The organism is Kosakonia sp. YIM B13588, from assembly GCF_042788165.1.
Taxonomy (GTDB): Bacteria; Pseudomonadota; Gammaproteobacteria; order Enterobacterales; family Enterobacteriaceae; genus Kosakonia; species Kosakonia sacchari.
This window is the reverse complement of record NZ_JBHZPO010000001.1, coordinates 1-24,140: the sequence shown is the minus strand read 5'-3', so window position 1 is coordinate 24,140 and position 24,140 is coordinate 1. Positions and strand designations below refer to the sequence as shown.

29 protein-coding genes are annotated in these 24,140 nt (G+C 51.4%); 16 read left to right on the top strand and 13 right to left on the bottom strand.

Annotation, left to right across the window (positions count from 1 at the left end):
* Nucleotides 1-15: 15 nt before the first annotated feature.
* From ACFX4U_RS00145 to ACFX4U_RS00110, 8 genes are all read left to right on the top strand, one after another.
* Entirely contained in the window at nt 16-576 is a 561-nt protein-coding gene (locus ACFX4U_RS00145; RefSeq protein WP_305736407.1) for a lipoprotein, read from the top strand.
* A 115-nt stretch (nt 577-691) separates the two neighbouring features.
* On the top strand, nt 692-1,732 hold the full coding sequence (gene pyrC / locus ACFX4U_RS00140; RefSeq protein ID WP_313507170.1) for a dihydroorotase: 1,041 nt from the start codon (nt 692-694) through the stop codon (nt 1,730-1,732).
* 75 nt (nt 1,733-1,807) lie between these two features.
* On the top strand, nt 1,808-2,053 hold the full coding sequence (dinI, locus tag ACFX4U_RS00135) for a DNA damage-inducible protein I (RefSeq protein WP_017456390.1): 246 nt from the start codon (nt 1,808-1,810) through the stop codon (nt 2,051-2,053).
* A gap of 277 nt (nt 2,054-2,330) precedes the next feature.
* Nucleotides 2,331-2,585 carry a biofilm formation regulator BssS gene (bssS, locus tag ACFX4U_RS00130; RefSeq protein ID WP_017456389.1) on the top strand — a complete coding sequence of 85 codons (255 nt, stop codon included), beginning with the start codon at nt 2,331-2,333 and terminating at the stop codon, nt 2,583-2,585.
* Nucleotides 2,586-2,705: 120 nt separating this feature from the next.
* Entirely contained in the window at nt 2,706-3,824 is a 1,119-nt protein-coding gene (gene solA / locus ACFX4U_RS00125; protein ID WP_313507172.1) for an N-methyl-L-tryptophan oxidase, read from the top strand.
* A 51-nt stretch (nt 3,825-3,875) separates the two neighbouring features.
* Nucleotides 3,876-4,001, top strand: coding sequence for a YceO family protein (locus tag ACFX4U_RS00120; protein ID WP_313507173.1), 126 nt, complete (start codon nt 3,876-3,878; stop codon nt 3,999-4,001).
* Nucleotides 4,002-4,249: 248 nt separating this feature from the next.
* On the top strand, nt 4,250-4,816 hold the full coding sequence (locus ACFX4U_RS00115) for a cytochrome b (protein WP_305736411.1): 567 nt from the start codon (nt 4,250-4,252) through the stop codon (nt 4,814-4,816).
* Nucleotide 4,817: 1 nt separating this feature from the next.
* The gene (locus ACFX4U_RS00110; RefSeq protein WP_020457417.1) at nt 4,818-5,393 is read left to right on the top strand and encodes a YceI family protein; all 576 of its coding nucleotides are present in this window, start codon (nt 4,818-4,820) and stop codon (nt 5,391-5,393) included.
* 34 nt (nt 5,394-5,427) lie between these two features.
* Here the strand turns inward: ACFX4U_RS00110 and ACFX4U_RS00105 are convergent, their stop codons facing one another.
* Complete coding sequence (locus ACFX4U_RS00105; RefSeq protein ID WP_305736412.1) at nt 5,428-6,477, bottom strand: rhodanese-related sulfurtransferase; 1,050 nt, start codon at nt 6,475-6,477, stop codon at nt 5,428-5,430.
* A gap of 217 nt (nt 6,478-6,694) precedes the next feature.
* Between ACFX4U_RS00105 and ACFX4U_RS00100 the strand changes: the two genes are divergently transcribed.
* The 3 genes from ACFX4U_RS00100 (at nt 6,695) to ACFX4U_RS00090 (ending at nt 9,733) form a co-directional block, all read left to right on the top strand.
* Nucleotides 6,695-7,615: a Kdo(2)-lipid IV(A) acyltransferase gene (locus ACFX4U_RS00100; protein WP_313507174.1), complete on the top strand. Its 921-nt coding sequence runs from the start codon at nt 6,695-6,697 to the stop codon at nt 7,613-7,615.
* Nucleotides 7,616-7,753: 138 nt separating this feature from the next.
* Entirely contained in the window at nt 7,754-9,001 is a 1,248-nt protein-coding gene (gene mdtG / locus ACFX4U_RS00095) for a multidrug efflux MFS transporter MdtG (RefSeq protein ID WP_313507175.1), read from the top strand.
* Nucleotides 9,002-9,343: 342 nt separating this feature from the next.
* Nucleotides 9,344-9,733, top strand: coding sequence for a MysB family protein (locus ACFX4U_RS00090; protein ID WP_313507176.1), 390 nt, complete (start codon nt 9,344-9,346; stop codon nt 9,731-9,733).
* Here the strand turns inward: ACFX4U_RS00090 and ACFX4U_RS00085 are convergent, their stop codons facing one another.
* The 3 genes from ACFX4U_RS00085 to mdoG form a co-directional block, all read right to left on the bottom strand.
* The gene (locus ACFX4U_RS00085) at nt 9,734-9,961 is read right to left on the bottom strand and encodes a YceK/YidQ family lipoprotein (RefSeq protein ID WP_200552831.1); all 228 of its coding nucleotides are present in this window, start codon (nt 9,959-9,961) and stop codon (nt 9,734-9,736) included.
* A 72-nt stretch (nt 9,962-10,033) separates the two neighbouring features.
* A complete protein-coding gene (gene mdoH / locus ACFX4U_RS00080) occupies nt 10,034-12,562 on the bottom strand; it encodes a glucans biosynthesis glucosyltransferase MdoH (RefSeq protein WP_313507177.1) in 2,529 nt (842 codons plus the stop codon).
* A complete protein-coding gene (gene mdoG, locus ACFX4U_RS00075; protein WP_020457411.1) occupies nt 12,555-14,090 on the bottom strand; it encodes a glucans biosynthesis protein MdoG in 1,536 nt (511 codons plus the stop codon). The genes mdoH and mdoG overlap by 8 nt, the downstream gene beginning before the upstream one ends.
* A gap of 273 nt (nt 14,091-14,363) precedes the next feature.
* Between mdoG and mdoC the strand changes: the two genes are divergently transcribed.
* Nucleotides 14,364-15,512 (top strand): glucans biosynthesis protein MdoC, encoded by a 1,149-nt coding sequence (gene mdoC, locus ACFX4U_RS00070; RefSeq protein ID WP_313507179.1) that lies wholly within the window; start codon nt 14,364-14,366, stop codon nt 15,510-15,512.
* Nucleotides 15,513-15,548: 36 nt separating this feature from the next.
* Here the strand turns inward: mdoC and ymdB are convergent, their stop codons facing one another.
* The 5 genes from ymdB to csgB all read right to left on the bottom strand — a co-directional run bounded on the left by ymdB (nt 15,549) and on the right by csgB (nt 17,929).
* Nucleotides 15,549-16,079 (bottom strand): O-acetyl-ADP-ribose deacetylase, encoded by a 531-nt coding sequence (ymdB, locus tag ACFX4U_RS00065; protein ID WP_305736417.1) that lies wholly within the window; start codon nt 16,077-16,079, stop codon nt 15,549-15,551.
* An 80-nt stretch (nt 16,080-16,159) separates the two neighbouring features.
* Complete coding sequence (locus tag ACFX4U_RS00060; RefSeq protein WP_380217736.1) at nt 16,160-16,420, bottom strand: hypothetical protein; 261 nt, start codon at nt 16,418-16,420, stop codon at nt 16,160-16,162.
* A gap of 190 nt (nt 16,421-16,610) precedes the next feature.
* Entirely contained in the window at nt 16,611-16,931 is a 321-nt protein-coding gene (gene csgC / locus ACFX4U_RS00055; RefSeq protein WP_305736419.1) for a curli assembly chaperone CsgC, read from the bottom strand.
* A gap of 52 nt (nt 16,932-16,983) precedes the next feature.
* Nucleotides 16,984-17,433, bottom strand: a complete 450-nt coding sequence (gene csgA, locus ACFX4U_RS00050) for a curli major subunit CsgA (RefSeq protein ID WP_313507184.1) — start codon at nt 17,431-17,433, stop codon at nt 16,984-16,986.
* A gap of 40 nt (nt 17,434-17,473) precedes the next feature.
* A complete protein-coding gene (csgB, locus tag ACFX4U_RS00045; protein ID WP_305737615.1) occupies nt 17,474-17,929 on the bottom strand; it encodes a curli minor subunit CsgB in 456 nt (151 codons plus the stop codon).
* 588 nt (nt 17,930-18,517) lie between these two features.
* Between csgB and csgD the strand changes: the two genes are divergently transcribed.
* From csgD to csgG, 4 genes are read left to right on the top strand one after another with little or no spacing between them, the layout of a single operon-like run.
* Nucleotides 18,518-19,168: a biofilm master transcriptional regulator CsgD gene (gene csgD / locus ACFX4U_RS00040; protein WP_175272491.1), complete on the top strand. Its 651-nt coding sequence runs from the start codon at nt 18,518-18,520 to the stop codon at nt 19,166-19,168.
* 4 nt (nt 19,169-19,172) lie between these two features.
* A complete protein-coding gene (csgE, locus tag ACFX4U_RS00035) occupies nt 19,173-19,565 on the top strand; it encodes a curli production assembly/transport protein CsgE (RefSeq protein WP_313507186.1) in 393 nt (130 codons plus the stop codon).
* Between the two features lie 26 nt (nt 19,566-19,591).
* Nucleotides 19,592-20,005 (top strand): curli production assembly/transport protein CsgF, encoded by a 414-nt coding sequence (gene csgF / locus ACFX4U_RS00030; RefSeq protein WP_020457403.1) that lies wholly within the window; start codon nt 19,592-19,594, stop codon nt 20,003-20,005.
* Between the two features lie 25 nt (nt 20,006-20,030).
* On the top strand, nt 20,031-20,864 hold the full coding sequence (gene csgG, locus ACFX4U_RS00025) for a curli production assembly/transport protein CsgG (protein ID WP_305736422.1): 834 nt from the start codon (nt 20,031-20,033) through the stop codon (nt 20,862-20,864).
* Nucleotides 20,865-20,886: 22 nt separating this feature from the next.
* Here the strand turns inward: csgG and ACFX4U_RS00020 are convergent, their stop codons facing one another.
* From ACFX4U_RS00020 to ghrA, 4 genes are all read right to left on the bottom strand, one after another.
* Entirely contained in the window at nt 20,887-21,369 is a 483-nt protein-coding gene (locus tag ACFX4U_RS00020; protein WP_305736423.1) for a DUF1097 domain-containing protein, read from the bottom strand.
* Nucleotides 21,370-21,471: 102 nt separating this feature from the next.
* Nucleotides 21,472-22,026, bottom strand: coding sequence for a molecular chaperone (locus ACFX4U_RS00015; RefSeq protein ID WP_305736424.1), 555 nt, complete (start codon nt 22,024-22,026; stop codon nt 21,472-21,474).
* Between the two features lie 19 nt (nt 22,027-22,045).
* Nucleotides 22,046-22,783 carry a phosphatase gene (locus ACFX4U_RS00010; protein WP_175272494.1) on the bottom strand — a complete coding sequence of 246 codons (738 nt, stop codon included), beginning with the start codon at nt 22,781-22,783 and terminating at the stop codon, nt 22,046-22,048.
* Nucleotides 22,784-22,868: 85 nt separating this feature from the next.
* Nucleotides 22,869-23,807: a glyoxylate/hydroxypyruvate reductase GhrA gene (ghrA, locus tag ACFX4U_RS00005; RefSeq protein ID WP_313507190.1), complete on the bottom strand. Its 939-nt coding sequence runs from the start codon at nt 23,805-23,807 to the stop codon at nt 22,869-22,871.
* Nucleotides 23,808-24,140 lie beyond the last annotated feature (333 nt).

The following is a 24,140-nucleotide window of genomic DNA, read 5'->3' as shown; positions in this document are numbered from 1 at the left end:
CACGTTGAGGAATTCATGAAGAGAATCATTTTTGCCGCAGCATTACTGTTGAGCGGCGTGCTGGTGGGGTGCAATCAACTGACCCAATATTCTATCAGCGAACAGGAGATTAACCAGGCGCTACAAAAACGTAACGACTTCGCCAAAGACATTGGTGTGCCCGGCGTTGCGGATGCCCATATTGTGCTGAATAACCTGGCCAGTGAAATCGGTCGCGAAGAACCCAATAAAATCACGCTGACCGGTGATGCGAATCTGGATATGACCTCGCTATTTGGTAACCAGAAAGCCACCATCAAATTAAAGCTCAAAGCGTTGCCGGTATTTGATAAGGAAAAAGGCGCGATTTACCTGCAGGAGATGGAAGTGGTGAATGCCACCGTGACACCGGAAAAAATGCAGACCGTGTTACAAACGCTGATGCCCTATCTTAATCAGTCGCTACGCAATTACTTTAACCAACGTCCTGCTTATGTGCTGAAAGAAGACAGCAGCAAAGGCGAGGCGCTGGCGAAAAAATATGCCAAAGGGATTGAGGTGAAACCGGGCGAAATTATTATCCCCCTCACCGACTAAATGACAGGGCGCCGCGAGCGCCCTTTTTTTCAGGAAAAGGATGCAAACGAAAACGTTTCCGCTTATTCTTAGTGCCCGGCAAAAACACCTGTTTCTCACCAGCCGGAGCACTCCAATGACTCAACCCCAGGTTTTGAAAATCCGCCGTCCTGACGACTGGCATGTCCATTTACGTGATGGCGAAATGCTAAAAACCGTGGTGCCGTGGACCAGCAAAACTTACGCCCGCGCCATTGTCATGCCGAACCTTGCTCCCCCTGTTACCACCGTGGATGCGGCTATCGCCTACCGTCAGCGTATTCTTGATGCTGTGCCCGCCGGGCATGATTTTACGCCATTAATGACCTGTTACCTGACCGACAGTCTGAACGCCGATGAAGTTGAACGCGGCTTTAACGAGCAGGTGTTTACGGCAGCGAAACTCTATCCGGCGAATGCCACGACCAACTCCAGCCATGGTGTTACCAGCATTGATGCGATCATGCCGGTACTGGAACGGATGGAAAAACTGGGGATGCCGCTGCTGGTGCATGGCGAAGTGACACACGCAGATATTGATATTTTCGATCGCGAAGCGCGGTTTATCGAAACGGTCATGGAACCTCTGCGCCAGCGCCTGCCGGGGCTGAAAGTGGTGTTTGAGCATATTACGACCAAAGATGCCGCAGACTATGTACGTGAAGGCAATGAGCTGTTGGCCGCGACCATCACCCCTCAACACTTGATGTTTAACCGAAACCATATGCTGGTCGGTGGCGTACGCCCGCATCTTTATTGCCTGCCGATCCTGAAGCGTAATATTCACCAGCAGGCGCTGCGCGAACTGATTGCCAGCGGTTTTACGCGCGCGTTTCTCGGGACGGACTCCGCGCCGCATGCACGTCATCGTAAAGAGACCAGCTGCGGCTGCGCCGGTTGTTTCAACGCCCCCACCGCGCTTGGCAGTTATGCAACCGTGTTTGAAGAGATGAACGCCCTTCAGCATTTTGAAGCGTTCTGCTCCGTCAACGGGCCGCGATTCTATGGCTTACCGGTGAACGAAACGTTTGTTGAACTGGTGCGTGAAGAGTGCCTGGTGCCAGAGACAATTGCGCTGCCGGAAGATTCGCTGGTGCCGTTCCTGGCGGGTGAAACCGTGCGCTGGCGCGTTAAATAAAAAAATTATCGCTCCCTGTTGTAATATTTTCCGCTTAACTGTATAAACATACAGTAAATTACACAGGGGGCTATTATGCGCATTGAAGTGACTATCGCCAAAACCACACCCTTACCGCCTGGCGCTGTTGATGCGCTGGCGGGCGAGTTATCTCGTCGTCTGAACAATTGTTACCCCGATCGCGAAAATAAAATTACGGTTCGCTATGCCGCAGCAAATAATCTTTCGGTTTTAGGCGGTGCAAAAGAAGATAAAGATCGCATAACTGAAATTTTGCAGGAAACCTGGGAAAGCGCCGACGACTGGTTTATCACCGACTAATTTCTCTTTAAGTTTGTGCTTATTGCCGGGTCGCCCCGGCTTTTTTTGTTGTTTTTTTAAGCACAATCCTGGTGCAGATCTTTTTTAATAAAAATATATGGTTAAGAGTCCGTTTTCTTATTCAAAAAAATCTAACGGTCGAAAAAACATGTTGCAGAGTGTTTAATTATTCGATCTACTCCCCCACTTGTTGGTATACTGAAAAAGCTTCAAATAAAACACGCATTGAACCTCAAGAGTCGTTGTCGAATTAAACACGCCAATAAAGGGGGTTATGATGGTAAAGAATAATGAAGTCATCCAGACCCATCCACTGGTCGGATGGGACATCAGCACCGTGGATAGCTACGACGCACTGATGCTCCGGTTGCATTACCAGACCCCAAACAGAGCCGCTCAGGAAGAGACCGAAGTCGGCCAGACGTTGTGGTTAACGACCGATGTTGCCCGCCAGTTTATATCGATACTCGAAGCGGGCATTGCCAAGATTGAATCGGGCGATTACCAGGAAGATGAGTATCGCAGGCATTAGTAACAATGCGCTATACAGACTCAACAGGCACCCTCGTGGTGCCTTTCTTATTTCTGCCCTTGTATAACGTTCCCAGGTTAATTACCCTCCTGAACACGCATTTGCCTGGAGAACACCCCCATGAAATACGATCTCATTATTATTGGCAGCGGCTCTGTCGGCGCTGCGGCAGGCTATTACGCCACACTAAGCGGGCTGAACGTGCTGATGACCGACGCTCACCTGCCGCCCCATCAGGAAGGCAGTCACCACGGTGATACGCGTTTAATTCGCCACGCTTACGGCGAAGGCGAGAAATATGTTCCGCTGGTGTTGCGCGCCCAGCAGTTGTGGGAACAACTGGCGGCGGAAAGCGGCGAAGCGGTGTTTGACCGTACCGGCGTTATCAACATTGGTCCGGCTGATTCCACTTTTTTGGCTAACGTCGCGCAAAGCGCAGCGCAGTGGCAGCTGGCCGTCGAAAAACTCGATGCTCCGTCACTGATGGCACGCTGGCCGGAAATCCGCGTACCCGACGATTACATCGGCCTGTTTGAAACCGACTCCGGTGTACTGCGTAGCGAGCTGGCGGTAAAAACCTGGATCCGTCTTGCCAAAGAGGCGGGCTGCGCTCAGCTGTTTAATTGCCCGGTGACCGCGCTCCATCATCATGATGACGGCATCAGCATCGATACCCAGGAAGGGACATTCCACGGCAAAAAAGTTCTTGTCAGCGCGGGTACATGGGTGCAAAAACTGCTGCCTGAACTGCCAATACAACCGGTCCGCAAAGTTTTTGCATGGTTCCAGGCCGACGGCCGCTACAGCACCAAGAACACATTCCCGGCGTTTACCGGCGAAATGCCCAATGGCGACCAGTATTACGGTTTCCCGGCAGAAGATAATGAATTAAAAATCGGCCGACACAACGGCGGGCAGCTTATCAGCGAAGCGCAGCAGCGTACGCCGTTTGGCGAAGAGCCGGGAGATGGTTCCGAATGTTTCGCTTTTCTGCGCCAGTTCCTGCCCGGCATCGGTGGGTGTTTGTACGGTGCATCCTGCACTTACGATAACTCTCCGGATGAAGACTTTATTATTGATACGCTGCCGGGCTTCCCCGACACGCTGATTGTCACTGGTCTTAGTGGACACGGTTTCAAATTTGCGCCCGTGTTGGGTGAAATTGCCTGTGAATTTGCCCACGGCAAAAGCTCGCGTTTTGATTTACAACCTTTCTCACTGTCCCGCTTTGCCGGGTAAACCTTCCGCGGCCTCATTCGGGGTCGCTTATTGCATTTTTGCGGAGAGAATATGCGCCGTTTGTTTCATTTCTTAATAAATAACGTGCGTGAACATTTGATGATTTATATTTCGCTGTGGTTACTTATCGCGCTGTTCGATGTTATCTATATCGTATTGCCCCCTGATAAATACTGACAAAAACTGACAAAGATTTATAAAATATATTTCCGGGGCAGAATATTTAAACATTAACACCGCAACAAAACCTTAATAAATTCAGGAGTTAAACCTCAGTCAATCTAATGTTCTGAATGTTATTCCACAAAGTCATTCAAAAACGATGATATAGAAAAAATAACGATTCAATATCGTAATTTTGAGTTGCAATATTGTTTCTCTCCCGCCATTTTAATTTAACCAGTTATTAACCACGATTAACAATTATGCCATTACGCAATTCACCTGAGCGCTACGGCGCCGTTTCCATTGTGCTGCACTGGCTGGTGGCCATTGTGGTTTATGGTATGTTCGCGTTGGGTCTGTGGATGGTGACGCTGAGCTATTACGACGGCTGGTATCATAAAGCGCCTGAGCTACATAAAAGCATCGGCATTTTGCTCATGCTGGGCCTCGTGTACCGGGTTCTCTGGCGTTTTCTTTCCCCACCGCCAAAGCCGCTTGCCAGCTATTCACGTCTGACGCATATCAGCGCTGTACTTGTCCATATCGCACTCTATTTGCTGTTGTTCGGTATTCTTTTCAGCGGCTATTTGATCTCCACGGCCGACGGTAAACCCATCAGCGTTTTCGGGCTTTTCGAGATCCCCGCAACGCTTGCCGATGCCGGATCGCAAGCCGACCTTGCAGGAAATATTCACCTCTGGCTGGCATGGACAGTCGTCGTGCTGTCCGTTTTGCATGGCCTTGCCGCGGTTAAACACCATTTCATCGATAAAGACGTCACTCTCAAGCGCATGCTGGGAAAATCGTCGCCTGACTCTGGAGCATAATATGAAGAAAATCCTGCCGGGACTCGCTCTCGCTTCGCTGCTGTTCACTACGGGTTCTGCTATCGCTGCGGATTACAAAATTGATAAAGAGGGTCAACACGCCTTCGTTAATTTTCGGATCCAGCACCTCGGCTATAGCTGGCTCTATGGCACGTTTAAAGATTTCGACGGGACTTTTAGCTTCGACGAAGCCAACCCGGCCTCGGACAAAGTGAACGTCACCATTAACACTAACAGTGTCGATACCAACCACGCAGAGCGTGATAAACACTTGCGCAGCGCTGAGTTCCTGAATGTTGCGAAATTCCCGCAGGCGACCTTTACGTCAACTGAGGTGAAAAAAGCGGGTGACGGGCTGGATATCACCGGCAACCTGACACTGAACGGCGTCACCAAACCGGTAGTGCTGGCGGCGAAACTGATGGGCCAGGGCGATGATCCGTGGGGCGGCGTGCGCGCAGGCTTTGAGGCTTCCGGCAAAATTAAGCTGAAAGACTTTAATATCACCACCGATCTGGGTCCGGCGTCTCAGGATGTTGAGCTGATTATTTCCGTGGAAGGCGTGCGTCAGAAGTAAGATTACGGGAGAGGGGCAACCCTCTCCTCAAATTTTATTCCGGATCCGGAATGCCCAGTTTGGTATTCAGACGACCACGGGATTTATTAAAGATTTTATTGCCATTCTCCCGACCGGCGCGGCGTTTGCGCTGCTCTTCTTCCGGCAGTTCGCTCTCTTCTTTACACAGCTCACTGCAGCAACCGTTAAATTTCTCAGCACAGGCCGGGCACTGAATGAACAGCAAATGGCAGCCGTCATTACGACAATTGGTATGGGAATCACAAGGTGTGCCGCACTGATGGCAATGAGCAATAACGTCATCGGAAATGCGCTCTCCCATACGTTCATCAAACACAAAGTTTTTACCGATAAAACGCACCGGCAAGCCCTGTTCGCGCGCGCGGCGCGCATATTCGATAATACCGCCTTCGATATGCCACACTTTATTGAAACCGTTATGCTTCATCCAGGCGCTTGCTTTCTCGCAGCGAATACCGCCAGTGCAGTACATAACGATTTTTTTATCTTTATGTTCCTGCATCATTTCTACTGCTTTCGGTAACTGCTCGCGGAATGTATCTGCCGGGATCTCCAGCGCACCGGCGAAATGCCCGACTTCATATTCGTAGTGATTACGCATATCAATGAACACTGCATCAGGATCGTCGAGCATAGCATTCACTTCCGCCGCTTTCAGATAATCCCCCACATCGCTGGCGTCAAAACTCTCATCGTCGATACCGTCGGCAACAATCCTGTCGCGGACTTTCATGCGCAGCACCCAGAAGGATTTACCGTCATCATCAATCGCGATATTTAAACGCAGGCCGTCGAGCGCCGGATCGAACGCATAAAGCGCCTGGCGAAAGGCGTCGAATTTACTTTGTGGCACGCTGATTTGCGCATTGATACCTTCATGGGCAAGGTATATACGGCCAAACACGTTCAACTGGCTAAGCGCCTGATAGAGCGCGTCGCGCGTGGCTTGTGGGTTGATAATCGAGAAATATTTATAGAACGAGACGGTGACGCGGGGTTCCGTTTCCGCGAGCATCCGCGCCTTCAGTTCATCATTGGAGATGCGGTTATGTAACACTGGCATGGTGTACGTGTCCTGCAAAGTTAGGGGTGAAAAAACGGCGGCATCATAAAGCAAATACTGATAATTTACATCCACACATTTTGCGCTACATTTTCTCTCATTCTAACGATTACGACGCAACAATTCCTGACAAAGCAGGCATTCTGTGCGCCCTGGTTTTGGTTAATTCCAAAAAAATGCGAGAATACAGGGAATTGTTGCTTCAAACAGGACAGTCATGACGCATTTACCCAAGTTTACGGCATCGCTGCTACACCCGCGCTACTGGGCTCTCTGGTTCGGGGTCGGCATGCTGTGGTTAGTTGTTCAACTCCCCTATCCCGTGATTTACCGCCTCGGCTGCAGCATTGGCCATCTGGCGCAGCGCCTGATGAGACGCCGTGCGCGTATTGCGCAGCGCAATCTCGAACTCTGCTTTCCGCACATGAGCGAAACAGAGCGCCAGAAAATGGTCGCGAAAAATTTTGAATCGGTTGGCATGGGTTTGATGGAAACCGGCATGGCCTGGTTCTGGTCCGATCGTCGGATGTCACGCTGGATGGACGTTATCGATTTTGAACATGTCAGAAGCGTACAGGCGCAAGGGCGAGGAATCTTGCTGATCGGCGTACATTTTTTGACGCTGGAAATTGGTGCCCGCATGTTTGGTCTGAACGAGCCAGGGATTGGTGTCTATCGCCCGAATGACAACCCGGTTATTGACCTGCTGCAAACCTGGGGCCGCATGCGTTCCAATAAAAGCATGATCGACCGTAAAGATCTCAAAGGCATGATCCGCGCCCTGAAAGCGGGCGATGTCGTTTGGTACGCACCCGATCATGACTACGGCCCGCGCGCCAGCGTTTTCGCCCCTTTCTTTGCCGTTAAAGATGCGGCTTCTACGTCCGGAACCTGGATGCTGGCCCGCATGTCTCAGGCCTGTATCGTACCTTTTGTTCCACGTCGTAAACCGGGTGGCAAAGGGTATGAACTGATTATTCTCGAGCCGGAGTGCTCCCCTCCGCTCGATGACGCAGAAACCACCGCCGCATGGATGAACAAAGTGGTTGAGCGCTGCATTATGATGGCGCCAGAGCAATATATGTGGCTGCATCGCCGCTTCAAAACGCGCCCGGAAGACGTCCCCTCTCGCTACTGAATCGATAAAGAGCCTGCAAATGCAGGCTCTTTTTTTGTCATACAAACCTGCGTCAGCGCATTGCGGCAATCATAACCCGGGCGCATAATTAGCATGCTTACTATCGACTATTATTAATGTTTGCTGTTATGGACGGTTATGTCTCACTCTGATGCCCCAATAAACTGGAAGCGCAATCTCACTGTTGCCTGGTTTGGCTGTTTTCTCACTGGTGCGGCGTTTAGCCTGGTGATGCCTTTTATCCCCCTCTATGTCGAGCAGCTTGGCATCACCGATCCCGGCGTGCTCAATATGTGGTCCGGTTTAGTCTTTAGCATCACCTTCCTGTTCTCTGCTATCGCGTCCCCCTTCTGGGGCGGCCTTGCCGACCGTAAAGGGCGGAAAATCATGCTGCTGCGCTCCGCTCTCGGCATGGCGATTGTTATGGCGTTAATGGGCATTGCACAAAATGTCTGGCAACTTCTGGTGCTGCGGGCGCTGCTCGGTTTACTGGGCGGTTTTATCCCCAACGCCAATGCCTTGATCGCTACGCAAATGCCGCGCAACAAAAGCGGCTGGGCGTTGGGTACGCTCTCGACGGGAGGCGTCAGCGGCGCGCTGCTTGGCCCACTGGCCGGCGGTTTGCTGGCCGATACCTGGGGCTTGCGGATGGTCTTTTTTATTACCGCGTCTGTGCTTTTTATCTGTTTTCTGCTCACGCTACTTTGCATCCGCGAAAATTTCACCCCGGTGGCAAAACGCGAGATGTTGCACTTCAAAGAGGTTTTCGCCTCGCTAAAAAGCCCCAAACTGGTACTGAGCCTGTTTATTACCACCATGATCATCCAGGTGGCGACGGGTTCTATTGCGCCGATTCTCACTCTTTATGTGCGCGATCTGGCCGGTAATGTCAGCAATATTGCTTTTATCAGCGGCATGATTGCCTCCGTGCCTGGCGTAGCGGCACTACTTAGCGCCCCCCGTCTGGGCAAATTGGGAGACAAAATCGGCCCGGAGAAAATTCTGGTCGCAGCATTGATAATCTCCGTCTTGTTACTGCTGCCAATGTCCCTGGTGCAAACTCCATGGCAACTGGGCATTTTGCGCTTCCTGCTCGGTGCTGCAGACGGCGCGCTGCTTCCTGCGGTGCAAACCTTGCTGGTCTATAACTCCACTAACCAAATTGCCGGGCGGATATTCAGTTACAACCAGTCTTTTCGCGATATTGGGAATGTGACCGGTCCGCTGATGGGTGCGGCGGTTTCGGCCAGCTACGGTTTTCGTGCGGTATTCTGTGTGACGGCGGGCGTTGTTCTGTTTAATGCCATTTATTCATGGTTCAGTTTGCAGCGCCCTGCCCGCCGCGCCAGAGCAGAGGCAACCCGCAGCGTTCAGCGCCAGGAGTAGCGCTGAAAAGCGTAATCGCACACCCGATACAATAGATATTTGCCTTACATCCATGCTGCCCCGCGCGCAAAAACAATGCTGTTTCGTGCATATTTCCCGGGTTAATCAAAGCCGAAAGCGGGATAACGGCGCGGCTGACAATATCTCTACTGCGACACATTAAACATAAGACGCAGCCACAAACATCACTCACTGTTCCTGCAAGCGTACTACTATTCAGCACTACACGTTTCTCGTTATGCCATGAAATCGCTGATTCATTTATGACAAATTTGACGCTCGCAAAACCAGCGTCTATAGGTTTGTGCATACCTTTTTTACTGTTATCTCAGGAGCGATGATATGCCCGAAACTGAACTGGAGTATTACTCAACACTGTCGGAAGCAATTGATGCCGCGCGGGAATTATTTATTGCCGATAACCCGGATCTTGATGAAGAAGAAATCAGCGTGCAGCAATTCAATGTGCAAAAGTATGTTCTTCAGGATGGCGATATCGCGTGGCGCGCTGAGTTTTTTGCGGATGAAGAAGAGCCAGGTGAATGTCTGCCTCTTTTGAGCGGTGAAGCCGCGCAAAGTGTCTTTGACGGTGATTTCGATGAAATCGAGATAAGCCAGGAGTGGCAGGAAGAGAATACGCTGCACGAATGGGACGAAGGTGAATTCCAGCTGGAACCGCCTCTTGATACCGAAGAAGGACAGACAGCCGCTGATGAGTGGGATGAGCGCTGATTACTCGTAAGGGCCGTGATTAGCATCCAGTGGTAACAAAAGTGTGTCAAACACCAGTGAAAAGGGTAGATCAAGCACGGTAATGTAGCGCCACGCTGAATCGCGGACATCCCACTTAACACCGGGGTAATATTGATTCCCGTGTCCCTGCCCGGGGATTGTCCGGCTGACGATGCTGCCACAACCGCTCAGCAGGCACGCTATGACTACCACCAGAATCACTCTCACAGGCAACCTCTTCTCGTTTGATACAGATAAAAAAATACCGGCTCTCAGGCCGGTATTTTCCTTAATGTCGGCTTACTTTGTCTTTAATGCCAGCGGGTTAAGCTTCAGCGTTTCATAGTAGCTTGCCCATGACAGATATCTCTCCGGTGCCGCCCATAAGCGATAATGCATACGCGCCAGCGTGACCGGGTCGCTCAGCAACACCAGGCGACGATCGCGGTTCAGCTTCTCTGGCGTTTCGTTTAGCGCCTGCTCAACATGACGATCGCGGGCAATTTCCAGCACGTGGCTTGCGCGGTGGCGAGCCGTTGCCATCGCCGTTGCCAGCGCGTTGAATGACGGGTTAAACACCGCATGCATAAAACCATCTTCCAGGCTGCGCGAGCGGTTCAGCTCCAGATATTTATCCGTATCCACCAGTACCTGCGGCGGTGAATACTCTTCCGGGATCAGGAACAGTTTCCAGCGTTTGGTGCGCAGGCCGACAGTAGATCGGCTGGAGATAACCGACACAAACGGCGACAGGATCAGCGAGAAGACAATTGGTGCCAGCCAGAACAGGAAGCGGAGATCAAGCCACGCCATCCCGACAGCCCACACCAGCCCCAACAGCAGCTGAGAACCGTGGCGCATAAAGGCTTCCCCCCACGGCGTGGAGTCATCGTCACGCTGCGGCGAGTTCCATACCACTTCCCAGCCAAGGAACGCGCTGACCACAAACACGGTGTGGAACAGCATACGCACCGGCGCAAGCAGCACCGAGAACAGCACTTCCAGCAGCAGAGAAATTGTTACGCGAATAAAACCGCCATACTCTTTCGGCCCTTTGCACCACACCAGGATGATACTCAGCAACTTCGGCAGGAACAGCAGCACCATGGTCGAAGCGAAAAGCGCGATAGCCAGCTCCGGTCGCCACTGCGGCCACACCGGGAACAACTGGCGCGGTTGCAGGAAGTATTGCGGTTCCGTCAGCGCATGCACCACCTGCAAAGCCGTGGAAAGCGCAAGGAACATAAACCACAGCGGTGCTGAGAGATAGGACATCACGCCAGTGAGGAACACTGCGCGGTGAACCGGGTGCATACCTTTTACCAGGAACAGGCGGAAGTTCATCAGGTTGCCGTGGCACCAGCGGCGGTCGCGTTTCAGCTCATCGAGCAGATTCGGCGGCAGCTCTTCATACGAGCCAGGCAGATCGTACGCAATCCATACCCCCCAACCGGCACGGCGCATCAGCGCGGCTTCGACAAAGTCATGCGACAGAATCGAACCGGCAAACGAGCCTTCACCCGGCAGCGGTGCCAGCGCACAGTGCTCAATAAACGGTTTCACGCGGATAATCGCGTTATGACCCCAGTAGTGGGATTCACCCAGTTGCCAGAAGTGCAAACCCGCGGTGAACAATGGCCCGTAAACGCGGGTCGCAAACTGCTGACAGCGCGCATAGAGCGTATCCATCCCGGACGCTTTCGGTGACGACTGGATGATCCCGGCGTTCGGGTTCGCTTCCATCAGGCGTACCAGCCCGGTCAGACACTCGCCGCTCATCACGGAGTCCGCATCCAGCACCACCATGTAGCTGTACTGGCTGCCCCAGCGACGGCAGAAGTCATCGATATTACCGCTTTTGCGTTTTACGCGACGACGGCGGCGACGGTAGAAAATCTGCCCTTCGCCCTGCACTTCCGCAATCAGTTCCATCCAGGCTTTCTGCTCGGCTACGCAGATATCCGGGTTGTAGCTGTCGCTCAGGATGTAGACATCGAAGTGTGCCGCGTTGCCGGTGGCTTTCACGGATTCCCAGGTTGCACGCAAACCTGCGAAAACGCGATCCACGTCCTCGTTACAGATAGGCATGATCAGCGCCGTACGATGCTCCGGGTTTAGCGGTTCATCGCCCACCGTCGAGGCCGAAATACTGTATTTATCGCGGCCAATCAACAGTTGCAGAAAGCCCATCAACGCGGTCCAGAACCCGGCGGAAACCCAGCAGAACAGCACTGCGAACAGGATCAAAATACCGGTTTGCAGCACATACGGCAGGAGTTGCATAAAGGAAACCCACAGATCCTGGCCCGCCATATCCGTTGGATTGATCAACGCCCAGCCCTGATAAGGCAAAATGGTTTTCATATACCAGGTGGCGACGACGGTTTGCGCCAGCGTCAGCACCAGCAGGATATAGCGACGGATAGAACCGACAGTGCGCCATTTCTGCTCGTGCGCTTGCTCCTCTTTGGTCAAACGCGCAAGGTAACGCGGCGCAACTTCGCGTCCGCGCAAACGATCCCAAAAACGACCAATCGGGTTAGTACGCCACGGATCGGGGAACATTGAAGAGCGTTTGGCTTTCGGCATCGCCTGGAGCTGTGCGCGCCCTTCATCGTCTTTGATCAATTGCCCTTCGGCGAGCGAATCCGGCCAGCTATGTTCCAGACGTGCCGTCACAGAACCCAGCGGCGTATCATCATCACGCGTCCAGTTCGTATGCTCTTTATCCAGCGCTTCATGCACGCTGCGAATGCTTTCTGTCGGCAGCGCCGCTTTTTCCGTCCCGGAAAGCGGCAGCATGTCGATATACTCAGTTGTCTTATTCATTGGCAGGTAGCTGATAGCTCCAGGTTTCACTCAGGTTCTGGTCGGCGTTGACCAGCGCCGCGCGCATATCCGTAGTTTTCTTCGGATCTTTCACTTTCACGCGCAACATCAAACGCCAACCTTGCGTAACCGGATTATAGCGAACGGTGTTTTCCACAATCTCACCGTTATCGCCAATGCTGGCTTGCGCGGTTACTGGGGTATCCTTCGGCAGCTTTTTCATATCCTGGCCGGTGAAATCCACCACAAACGCGATAGTTCCGTCAGGCTGACGGATAAGGTTTGACTGTTTCACATCCCCTGTGGAGCGACGTGTCTGCAATACCCACGCATTGTCTGGCGCATGCAGCTTGTCTTCGTCACGGCTAAAGGTGATGGTGTATTTGAAGTTCATCTCTTTACCCGGATCCGGCAGTTGATCCGGCGTCCAGTAAGCGACGATGTTATCGTTAGTTTCGTCATTGGTCGGGATTTCGACCAGTTCGACTTTACCTTTGCCCCACTCGCCTTTCGGCGTTACCCACGCGCTCGGGCGCAGATCGTAGCGGTCATCGATATCTTCAAAACGGGAGAACTGACGACCACGCTGCAGCAGGCCAAAGCCCTGCGGGTTTTCCATCGCATAGCTGCTTACAGCAAGATGTTTCGGGTTATTCAGCGGACGCCAAATCCACTCGCCGTTGCCTGCCAGCATCGATAGGCCGTTGGAATCATGCAATTCCGGGCGATAGTTGGTTGCAGGAGAGGGTTGAGTCGGCCCAAACAGGAACATACTGGTCAGCGGTGCAACACCGAGTTTGCCCACTTTGTCGCGCAGGTAAACTTTGGACTGCACATCCACCACGGTATCGCGGCCTGGAATGATCACAAAACGGTATGCGCCTGTTGCACGCGGTGAATCCAGCAGCGCGTAGATGGTCAGGCGTTTGTCCGTCGGTTTTGGACGCTCAATCCAGAACTCACGAAAACGCGGGAACTCTTCGCCAGATGGCAGCGCAGTGTCAATGGCAAGACCGCGGGCGGAAAGACCATATACCTGCCCTGCACCAATCACGCGGAAGTAGCTTGCGCCCAGCATGCTGACGATTTCATCGTTTTTATCTTTATTATTGATGGGGTACAGAACTTTGAAACCGGCGAAACCGAGGTCTTTGACCGTGTCTTTATCGTGCTGGACGTTGCCGAAATTGAAGTAATCCGGGCTGTATTTGATTTTACGTACGGCAGTGGTCGTCACTTCGTTGATGGTCACTGGCGTGTCGAAGTACATACCCTGGTGATAAAACTCAAGCTTAAATGGGGTGTTGATCGCGTTCCAGTAGGCTTTGTCGTGGTTAAACTGGATCTGCTGATAGTCCGCGTATTTCATCTCACGGAACACAGAGGGCAAATTGGTCTTGGGTGCTTCGTAGCCTTTACCGGCCAGTGATTGTGCCTGTTTTGCGACATCGTCAATAGAAAAGGCCCAGCCTGATGACGTATAAAGTGACAACAGAACAGCAGCACCTACCCAACGCATTTTCATCATTCGTAATTTAGGTTTCATAATAACTAAGCACTTCCCCCTTTGTGTGCTTAAATCGATCCGATCCATTTTAATGGAAACTCAGGCAATCCGACAACTGAATCCCCGCATTGTTCTCCATGCAGGCTCATTGAATAAGCAAATGAAACTAACCCTTTATCGTTTTGCAGGCTTATCCTGGAGACAGGTTATCGGTCATAGTGTAGGGTTGGTTGCGAATGTAATCATTATTTGTCTTATGGATAAGACGAAAAGTCTGAGAATGTACGGAGTGATATGACCAAAACCCCCGCACAACGAGAATATTTCCTTGATTCCATACGCGCGTGGTTGATGCTGCTTGGGATCCCGTTTCATATTTCGCTGATCTACTCCAGCCATATGTGGCACGTAAACAGCGCCTACCCTTCATGGTGGCTAACGCTGTTCAATGACGCCATACATGCGTTCCGTATGCAGGTGTTTTTTGTTATTTCCGGCTATTTTTCATACATGTTGTATTTACGTTACCCGCTTAAGCGCTGGTGGAAACTGCGTGTTGAGCGCGTCGGCATCCCAATGCTCACCGCGATCCCGCTGCTGACGCTACCTCAATTTATTATGTTGCAATATGTGAAAGATAAAACAGCGGAATGGCACACCCTATCGACTTATGACAAATTCAACACGCTGTCATGGGAACTCATCTCCCATTTATGGTTCTTATTAGTCCTTGTGGTATTAACCACGGTTAGCATGGTGCTGTTTAAAAAACTAAAAAATAGCGCTAACCGGCTGGCTGGCAATATTTCGCTGGCGAAACTGTCGCTTTGGTTCTTGCTGTTAGGTATCGCCTGGGCTGCGTTGCGTCGAATTGTATTGATGATGTATCCGGATATATTACGTGACGCGCTGTTTAATTTTGCGGTCATGCAGACCTTGTTCTACATTCCGTTCTTCATTCTTGGTGCGCTGGCGTTCATTAACTCGCGTCTGAAGTCACTGTTTACTACGCCTTCTCCATGGTGCATGTTCGGCTCGGTTCTGGCATTTGGTGCTTATTTGCTTAACCAGCGCTATGGCAATGGTGATGGCTGGATGTACGAAACCGAGGCGGTTATCACCATGCTGTTGGGGCTGTGGATGGTGAATGTGGTCTTTTCATTAGGCCACAAATTGCTGAACTTCCAGTCAGCACGCGTCAGTTATTTTGTGAACGCGTCCCTGTTTATCTATCTGGTACACCATCCGCTGACGTTGCTATTTGGCGCGTGGATCACACCGCATATCCAGTCCAATCTCCTTGGTTTTCTTGCCGGACTGGTCTTCGTCATTGGTATTGCGGTGCTGCTGTATGAAATCCATCTGCGCATTCCGCTGCTGCGCTTCCTTTTTTCCGGTAAGCCGCAACAAAACGACGCGAAGCGTCATGCTCACGCCAGATAACGTTTCCGGCTGCCCTGCCCGCAGAGCAGCCGCGCCTTATTGAATGTGCTGAGTCAGTAAGCGCTGGTAAAGCTGCGTCATTTCGTCATCGAAACAAACAAAGATCACCTGCTGGAGTTGAGGCCGACGTATGAGGTGCGCAGCGACGGTATTAACGGCGATTTCTGCCGCCGCGGCTTTTGGGTAACCATACACGCCAGTACTGATGGCGGGAAAAGCAATGCTCGTGTAACTATTGGCTTCCGCCAGCAGAAGGCTATTGCGGTATGCATCCTCCAGCAAGCGAGCTTCATTCTCCTCTCCGCCACGCCAGACCGGTCCAACCGTGTGGATCACCGCCTTCGCCTTTAAATTTCCTGCCGCCGTGATCACCGCATGGCCTGGTGGACACTCTCCCTGCTGCTGACGTACCTGTCGGCACGCGTCGAGCAAAGCTGGGCCCGCGGCACGATGGATCGCGCCATCCACACCGCCGCCGCCAAGCAGTGATGAGTTTGCTGCATTCACAATCACATCCACTTCAAGCGTGGTGATATCCCCCTGAAGCACCTGCATACGTGGTTGCATTCTTGCCCCCTTTCCGGCCAGTAACCCGTTAACACCGTTAAGTGTACCCGGAAATAGCAAGGGCAACATATTCAAAATCATCAGTTATAGGTGATGGTAACCTCGGCGCGGGATTGCTGCGCATCGAGATAGCGCATCTGGACTTGCGCAACTTGTGGAGAGAGTGATTGCCCGGTTACATCGGTGATATGGATTTGCTGAGTCTGCATTTTATTGTTTTGCAGACAGGAGAGCCGCAGATTTTGGTTCTGAGTGTCAGTTTCGCAGCCGCCTTCAACGATGGCACCACGAAAATGGATCGCCCCTCCCGCCGGCTGGGTTCCCGCATAGGCAGATGACATTATGCAAAAGCAGACAACAGGGAACACGAACGCTTGAAACAGACGCATAAACACCTCGTGAGTCACTCATCCCTGACGGTTGAGCTTCGGCTATTGATACGTTAAATATCGGCGCCGTTAGCACGTTCCTTAATTAAAATTAGCATTCAGACGGGGAATATGTTTGTCACTGAGTGGATTATGAAAATTATTATTCGGCAGGCCACTGCTGAGCGAGATGTAGCGACTGACCATCAGACACCGTGACGATAATTTTGACGTTATCGCGCGCGGAAATATTCAAGCGAATACGCGAAACCGCGGTCGTTTGATTCGCCGGGAGAGTCATCGTGTTTCGTTGCCGGCTTTGGCTCACACCCGCAGCGCCTTCGCGCTCGGTTATAACCTGCACCTGGCAAACACAATCCTGCGTAACCTGCACCAGCGGCGTAATGGTGTAATTGTCGCCGTCGCGGGTGGTATTGAACGTGATCTGGCTGGATAACGCCGCCAGCAATAATAAGGTATGCATCGCGCCTCCAAAAAAAACAGGGCCGCAGCCCTGTTTATTCCTGCCCGGGGGATCAGTACTGATTTGCGGTAGCGTGATTACCGTAGCCGGTTTGCTGGACAGTGACGCTAGAACCCGATGCGGTCTGGTTCACCAGCGCACCGTTACCCGCACCATACTGGCTCACAGAGATATCAGAGTTGCGGCCATTCCACTGATCGATAGTGGCATTATTTTGCGATCCGTTCTGCACCAGATCGATAGAGCTGGCATCCGAACCCTGGCCCACATCGGCGGCGTTGGCGGAACCATACTGATGAATAGTCAGGTCAGATTCACGTGCATCGCTTTGCAGAGCCAGGGCGGCGTTGGCGCTGCCATATTGATAAATGCTCAGTTCAGAATTGGGGCCATTGCTACCGCCGCCATGTCCGCCGCCATTACCATACTGCGGGACACTGCCTGCAAATGCGCCTGCTGAAACAACGATCGCTGCGAATGCTGCCACTTGGAAAAGTTTCATGGTAAACCCCCGTTGGATTGAGATTAAAGCCGCAAGACTTTCAACGTTGAATAACGCGAATAGCCATTTGCGACTGTCGTTGCACCACTACTGCCGTTTTTTGCGTACCGTACTGCGTGATATTTGCCCGGTTGCCCGAGCCTTTCTGAATAATAACTGCGCTATTACCATAAGCACCCTGCGTAATACTCGCATCGTTGGCACTACCAGCCTGATCGATATAAGCAAGGTTATAACTTCCGGACTGGTTAATTTGCGCTGAATTGTTTCCGCCATTTTGCGAAACAACACCTAATAATTTCGAACCTCGTTGATCAATATGCGCATTATTACTCGCACCATGTTGATCGATATTGGCTGATTGATTATAAGGCGCCTGACTCAGTTCATTCACCGCCAGATTATATTCCGGGTTTGCCAGGTCATATCCGGCTGCTGTTACGAGGCACGGCATTCCTAGCAGGGTTAACATCATAAAGGCTATTTTGTTCTTCATGCTGTCACCGCCAAACTCATTTGTTAATACCGGGTTGCAAAACTGAGTATGCCGTGGATAAAAAGAAAATATCTCACCAGCAAGTTGGATTTTCATTACTCATATCATTCTTAAGCATGAAGAAAAATTATCCCCCATTTGCAGCAGAGACCGCATCAGATGATTTTTCTTAAATAGTCATCCCGATGCTATAACTGTCAATGCAAATGATAGGTGGCAACAGCAAAACGCAAAAATAAGGAAAACCTGAAGCCAAAAAAGTCAGGCTATTGTTCTTATTATAAATTTTCGCACAACATCCTTTTGAAACTCACTCTGCTTTAGCGTTTGTATATCAACGTATCAGAACATCAAAATAACATTTCAATATTTAATTTTACATTCTGTTACATGATTCACACTTGCTTTAAGGTTAGCAAGCGTTAGATTGAATTCGCAGCACTCATTACTTTGTATTATTTCTCCCTTACACGGGCTGATCACATATTCCTGAACACAGCACAGCGCATCCGACAGTACATCTGGTTTCCCTGGTGAATAACCGGGGTTGAAGTTGATGAACAAAAAACAAATACGCGGGGTTTCATCATGTTTAGTGAAGTCCATAGTTCAGCTATTTCAGTTTTATTATTAATAACAAAACCTTCATTACAGGCAACGGCGCTTCTCCAGCATTTAAAATTTGCGCTCTCTTTGCCCGGAAAGCTCCATAATATTCAACGGCCTCTCGATGATATTCCCGCATTGAGCATCGTCTTATTCGACATGATGGATGCGGATAAAAAACTGATTCAGCAATGGCAGAATATCCTGTCACAAAAGAATGGTGATATTAAGCTATTGCTGATGAATACCCCTCTTGATTACCCATTCCAGGACGTAGAAAACTGGCCAAATATTACGGGTGTATTTTACATTTCAGAGGACAGAAGCCAGTTGGTCGACGGGTTACAAGGTGTGCAACGTGGCGAGTGCTATTTCTCGCAAAAACTGGCGAGTTATCTCATCACTCATGCCGGGAATTATCGTTACTACAGCACTGAATCCGCACTGCTTACCCACCGCGAAAAAGAGATCCTTAATAAGCTGCGTATCGGTGCATCAAATGTTGAGATAGCCCGTTCGCTGTTCATTAGTGAAAATACAGTTAAAACCCATCTTTATAATCTTTTCAGGAAGATAGCGGTAAAAAACCGTACGCAAGCCGTCTCCTGGGCTAACGATAATCTCAGGCGTTAACACCATGAAACGCTATATGTGTCGTCTGGCAACCGCCGCTTTATTATTTGTTGCCTGCGTAAACGTATCGGCTGTTGAAGTCGAAGTTCCCGGGCTGTTAGCCGATCACACGGTATCGTCTGTCGGACACGATTTTTATCGTGCATTTAGTGATAAGTGGGAAAGTAGCTGGAAAGGGAATTTAACCATTAATGAACGACCTAGCGCCCGTTGGGGAAGCTGGATAACGATAATCGTCAATCAGAGTGTCGTATACCAGACTTTTCTTTTTCCTACGCATCGCGACTTTGAGAAAAATGTTGAAATCGCGTTGGCGCAAACCCAGCAAGCGATCGATCACCTGCAAATAAACCAGGCGCTGCTGAGCGTTGGCGATATGGCGAGTGATGAATTCTAAAATACATTAAATCTCCGGAGGCTATTATGCGTAGCATATATACCCTGCTTGCGCTGTTGCTTATCGCGCCTGCATGCTGGGCGGGAACCATGACATTCCAGTTTCGTAATCCTAATTTCGGCGGCAATCCTAATAACGGTGCATTTTTATTAAATAGCGCCCAGGCACAAAATTCTTATACCGATCCCAGCTATAAGGATTACGGCGTGGAAACCACTTCCGCGCTGGATAATTTCACCCAGGCAATACAATCACAAATATTAGGCGGGCTACTTACCAATATTAATACCGGTAAACCGGGGCGAATGGTGACCAGCGATTTTATCGTGGATATTTCCAACAAAGACGGACAACTGCAATTAAATGTCACCGACAGAAAAACCGGCAAGACATCAACAATTCAGGTGTCGGGCTTGCAAAGCGGTTCAACAGACTTTTAAGCCACTGTCTAACAGGACAACAACTATGTCGCGTCTATTTATTTTATTCGCCGTGTGTTTATTAAGCGGTTGCCTGACTGCGCCGCCAAAACAAGCCGCTAAACCGACGCTGTTGCCGCGGGCGCAAAGTTATCAGGACTTGACACATCTGCCGATGCCAAGCGGGAAAATTTTCGTCTCGGTGTATAACATCCAGGATGAAACCGGACAATTTAAGCCCTACCCGGCTAGTAACTTTTCCACTGCAGTCCCGCAAAGCGCGACTGCAATGTTAGTTACGGCGCTGAAAGATTCGCGCTGGTTTGTACCGCTGGAACGCCAGGGTTTGCAGAATCTGCTAAATGAACGAAAAATCATTCGCGCCGCGCAAGAAAACGGAACTGTGGCCGTCAACAATCGCGTCCCGCTGCCCTCGCTGACTGCCGCAAATATCATGATTGAAGGGTCCATTATTGGCTACGAGAGCAATGTAAAATCCGGCGGCGTGGGTGCGCGTTATTTCGGCATTGGCGGAGATACACAATATCAGTTGGATCAAATTGCGGTGAATTTACGGGTGATTAATGTCACGACCGGAGAAATACTCTCGTCGGTCAACACCAGTAAAACCATCCTCTCCTATGAAGTACAAGCCGGGGTATTTCGCTTTATTGACTACCAGCGGCTGCTGGAGGGAGAAATTGGCTATACCGCCAACGAACCGGTGATGCTCTGCCTGATGTCGGCGATTGAAACCGGGGTGATTTTGTTGATAAATGACGGGATTGATCGGGGACTATGGGATTTGCAACAAGGCGCCGATCGTCATAACCCCGTGCTGGCAAAATACCGCGAAATGGCGGTGCCGCCGGAGTCCTGAAAAAGAAAGGCGTGACTTCCGGTCACGCTTTTTCTTGCTCTTTAAGCAGCGGCTGCGCGCGCCGGGAAGCCAGCCACAGCCCGCTGTTTTTCATGGCATAGCCAAACACTAACCCAACCGCCAGCGACGGGATGACCAGCCGCCAGTCGCCCTGCCCGGCAAATGTCGCGCAGGCGCCAATAAATGTCCCCGGCACAAAAGAGAGCAGCAGATTCCGCGCCTGTAGACACATCAAAAAGGCCACCACACCGGTCATCAGATACCCGACGATCTCCAGATGCGGAGCCAGCGCTGCACCATGAATAATGACCTGCGCCCAGGCCACACCGCTCATCACCGTACAGGCGGAAATAAGAAGCCCTTTCACTCCACCCTGTGGGCACGCGAAATAGGCGGTGCAGCCGAGAAAACCGGCCCAGCTTAATAAACCGAGAGAGACGGCCACCCAACCCCAGATGCCGGAGAGAATGCCTGTCGTAATTGCGATAGAAAGGAGAATGTTCATGGCGCGCATCATAGCAGATGCGCGCCGCTGATATGCGACAATGCGCACACTCTTTGAAAACCAAAAATCTCTGTTGCATTTTAATTGTGACTAAAATCACAATTACTCTTCTGATTCTTCCTGCAACTCATCCCACATTGCGGCAATCGCATCGCGCGCCAGCGGGGCCATGGTGCGCCAGAATGGCGTTGTCGCATGGGCTTCAACTTTGCCAAAGAAGGTGCCGCACCAGGGCAGAATATAATCGGCGAATAAGGTTTCCTGCGCTTCGCTTTCATCTTCTGCGGCCTGATCTTCCAGCCATGAGGCCGCCAGCAGTAGCGTCCCAATGTGATCGGCCGGCGCATCGGTCAACGGCATGCCGCGACTGGACAAAAATGAACGCACTTCCGCTTCCGTAGCACCTTCCACCCAGGCACTACGATAAGGCGAGACGCGGCACTCTTCCCCGACAAACAGCGCGTTGTAATCGGCCGCCAGTGCCTGCGCATCACAGTTTTTCTGCAACCGTTCAAGCAGCTCATCCTGCTCCAGCGGCCAGCTTTCCGCCAGTTTCCCCTCCCGGATCATGGTATAGAGCGGTACCAGCAGAGGATCTTGCGGCTGGCGGTAAAACAGCGAGCCCAGTACACGGCAGAGAATTGAAAATTCGTTCATTCAGTTGTTCCAGTCAGTATTAAAGTTCGGCAAATTCGGGAATTGGTGCCATGCCGCGGGATTCGAGGAAATCCAGCAGACGACGCGGCGAGACATTCAGAATACGATCTTCCGGGAAACCGACGTCATCCAGCACCTTACGGCACTCACTGAAATCGCCCAGCGTAAACGCCGTATGAGAATCCGATCCCAGCGCCACCCAGCCGCCGGCATCCCGCACTGCGGCAGCCACGGCGCGGCAATTCGCCTCGCTGCCTTTGCGCGAATGGACAAAAGACGAATTGTTAATTTCAAGCGCGACACCATATTTCGCGGCGGCAGCGGCAACGGCCGGGATATCAATGTCAAATTTCGGGTTACCGGGGTGGCTAATAATATGAACATTGCCGCTGGCGATAGTCGCAATCATGGCCTGAGTATGGGTGGCTTTATCCTGCGGCGGAAATACCGGCTCATGGAAACCCGCAATGATCAGATCCAGCGACGTCACCATCGGTCCGGTGCAGTCGATTTCACCCTCGGTATTTTTAATATTGGCCTCAATACCGCGCAAAATGCCCACGCCATCGACCAGACGTGGCCAAATGCGCATATTCACGAAGTGCCAGTAGTGCGGCGCATCCGCCATATCCGGGCCGTGATCGGTAATGGCAAAGAGTTTGATCCCTTTGCGTTTTGCCTCGGCAATATAATCGTGAAGCGTACTGTAAGCGTGGGTGCTGGCGACGGTATGCATATGCAGGTCAACGGGATACATGACTCACTCCTGTAGTTATTTCTGCAAAGGATAGCAGTTATCGTTCGCGAGTTTAATGACAAAACCCGGCGATGCCGGGCGTCTGTCAATAACCACGCGCTCTGTCTACCCGCCCGCTGACCGTTTCACCTCGCTCAATAGCCTGAATAGCCTGCGCGATAAAAGCCACGGCTTCACTGCGACGTGTCGTCGCCGCCATGTGCGGCGTCATCGCCACGCGGGGATGCGCCCACAACGGGTTATCGGATGGTAGCGGCTCCTGGCTAAAAACATCGAGCATGGCGCCTTTCAGCTTGCCGCTCTCCAGGGCTGCAAGCAAATCACGCTCGACAACATGTACGCCGCGCGCAAGGTTTATCACGTAGCTGTTGTCAGCGAGCTGGTTCAGCAAAGCAGCATTAATGATGCCTGCCGTTTCCGGGGTGTTTGGCAGCAGATTGATTAGCACTCGTGTGCCATGAAGAAAGTCGGGCAACTCCTCGCCACCCGCAAAACTAGTCACGCCGGGCATATTTTTACGGCTGCGGCTCCAGCTACGCAGCGGAAACCCCCACTGGAGCAGGCTTTCAGCCACTTTCGCACCGAGCACACCTGCACCGAGGATACCAATGGTGAAGTCTCCACGTTCGTATTCCTCCAGCGGTTGCCATTTCGCTTGCAGCTTTAGCGCCTGGTAATCATCGAAACGTCTGAACCAGTGCAGCACCTGGCTTACGGCATACTCCTGCATTTGCAACCCCATGCCCGTATCTTCCAGGCGGAACAGCGGAATAGATTCAGGAAGCATCTCAGGATGGGCCTGCAACTGGCTAAGAATCGAATCAACACCCGCCCCCAATGCAAAAACGCCTTTTAATTGTCGGCCCTTGAGCATCTCAACCGGTGGATGCCAGACCAGCGAATAATCGGCGTGGGCATTATCGCCCGGCGTCCACACGCGGATATTGGCCTGCGGCAGCGCCTGCCGCAATGCGCGGATCCAGTCGTTATTATCGAATGAGGGGTGATAAAAGATAATTTCCATATCAACTCCAGAACCTGATGTGATGTATCCGATTATTTTCCGGAACAATTATGCTTTTTCGCAAAGGCCGATCAGCATAACAAATTTCTCCCGTACCACGCGGAGAAAGTACCGTGACGAGAAAAAAAACGATTTCAGAACGTTTAAGAAGCAGGTTGTTTGAAGTTTGTCTAAACGCGCTAATTTATTGAAAAAGAGGATTGACGACGTTCGGGGTTTTCCCTACATTAGCGCCCGTCCCGACAACATCGGGAAGACAATGTGGTGAGGTGTCCGAGTGGCTGAAGGAGCACGCCTGGAAAGTGTGTATACGGCAACGTATCGGGGGTTCGA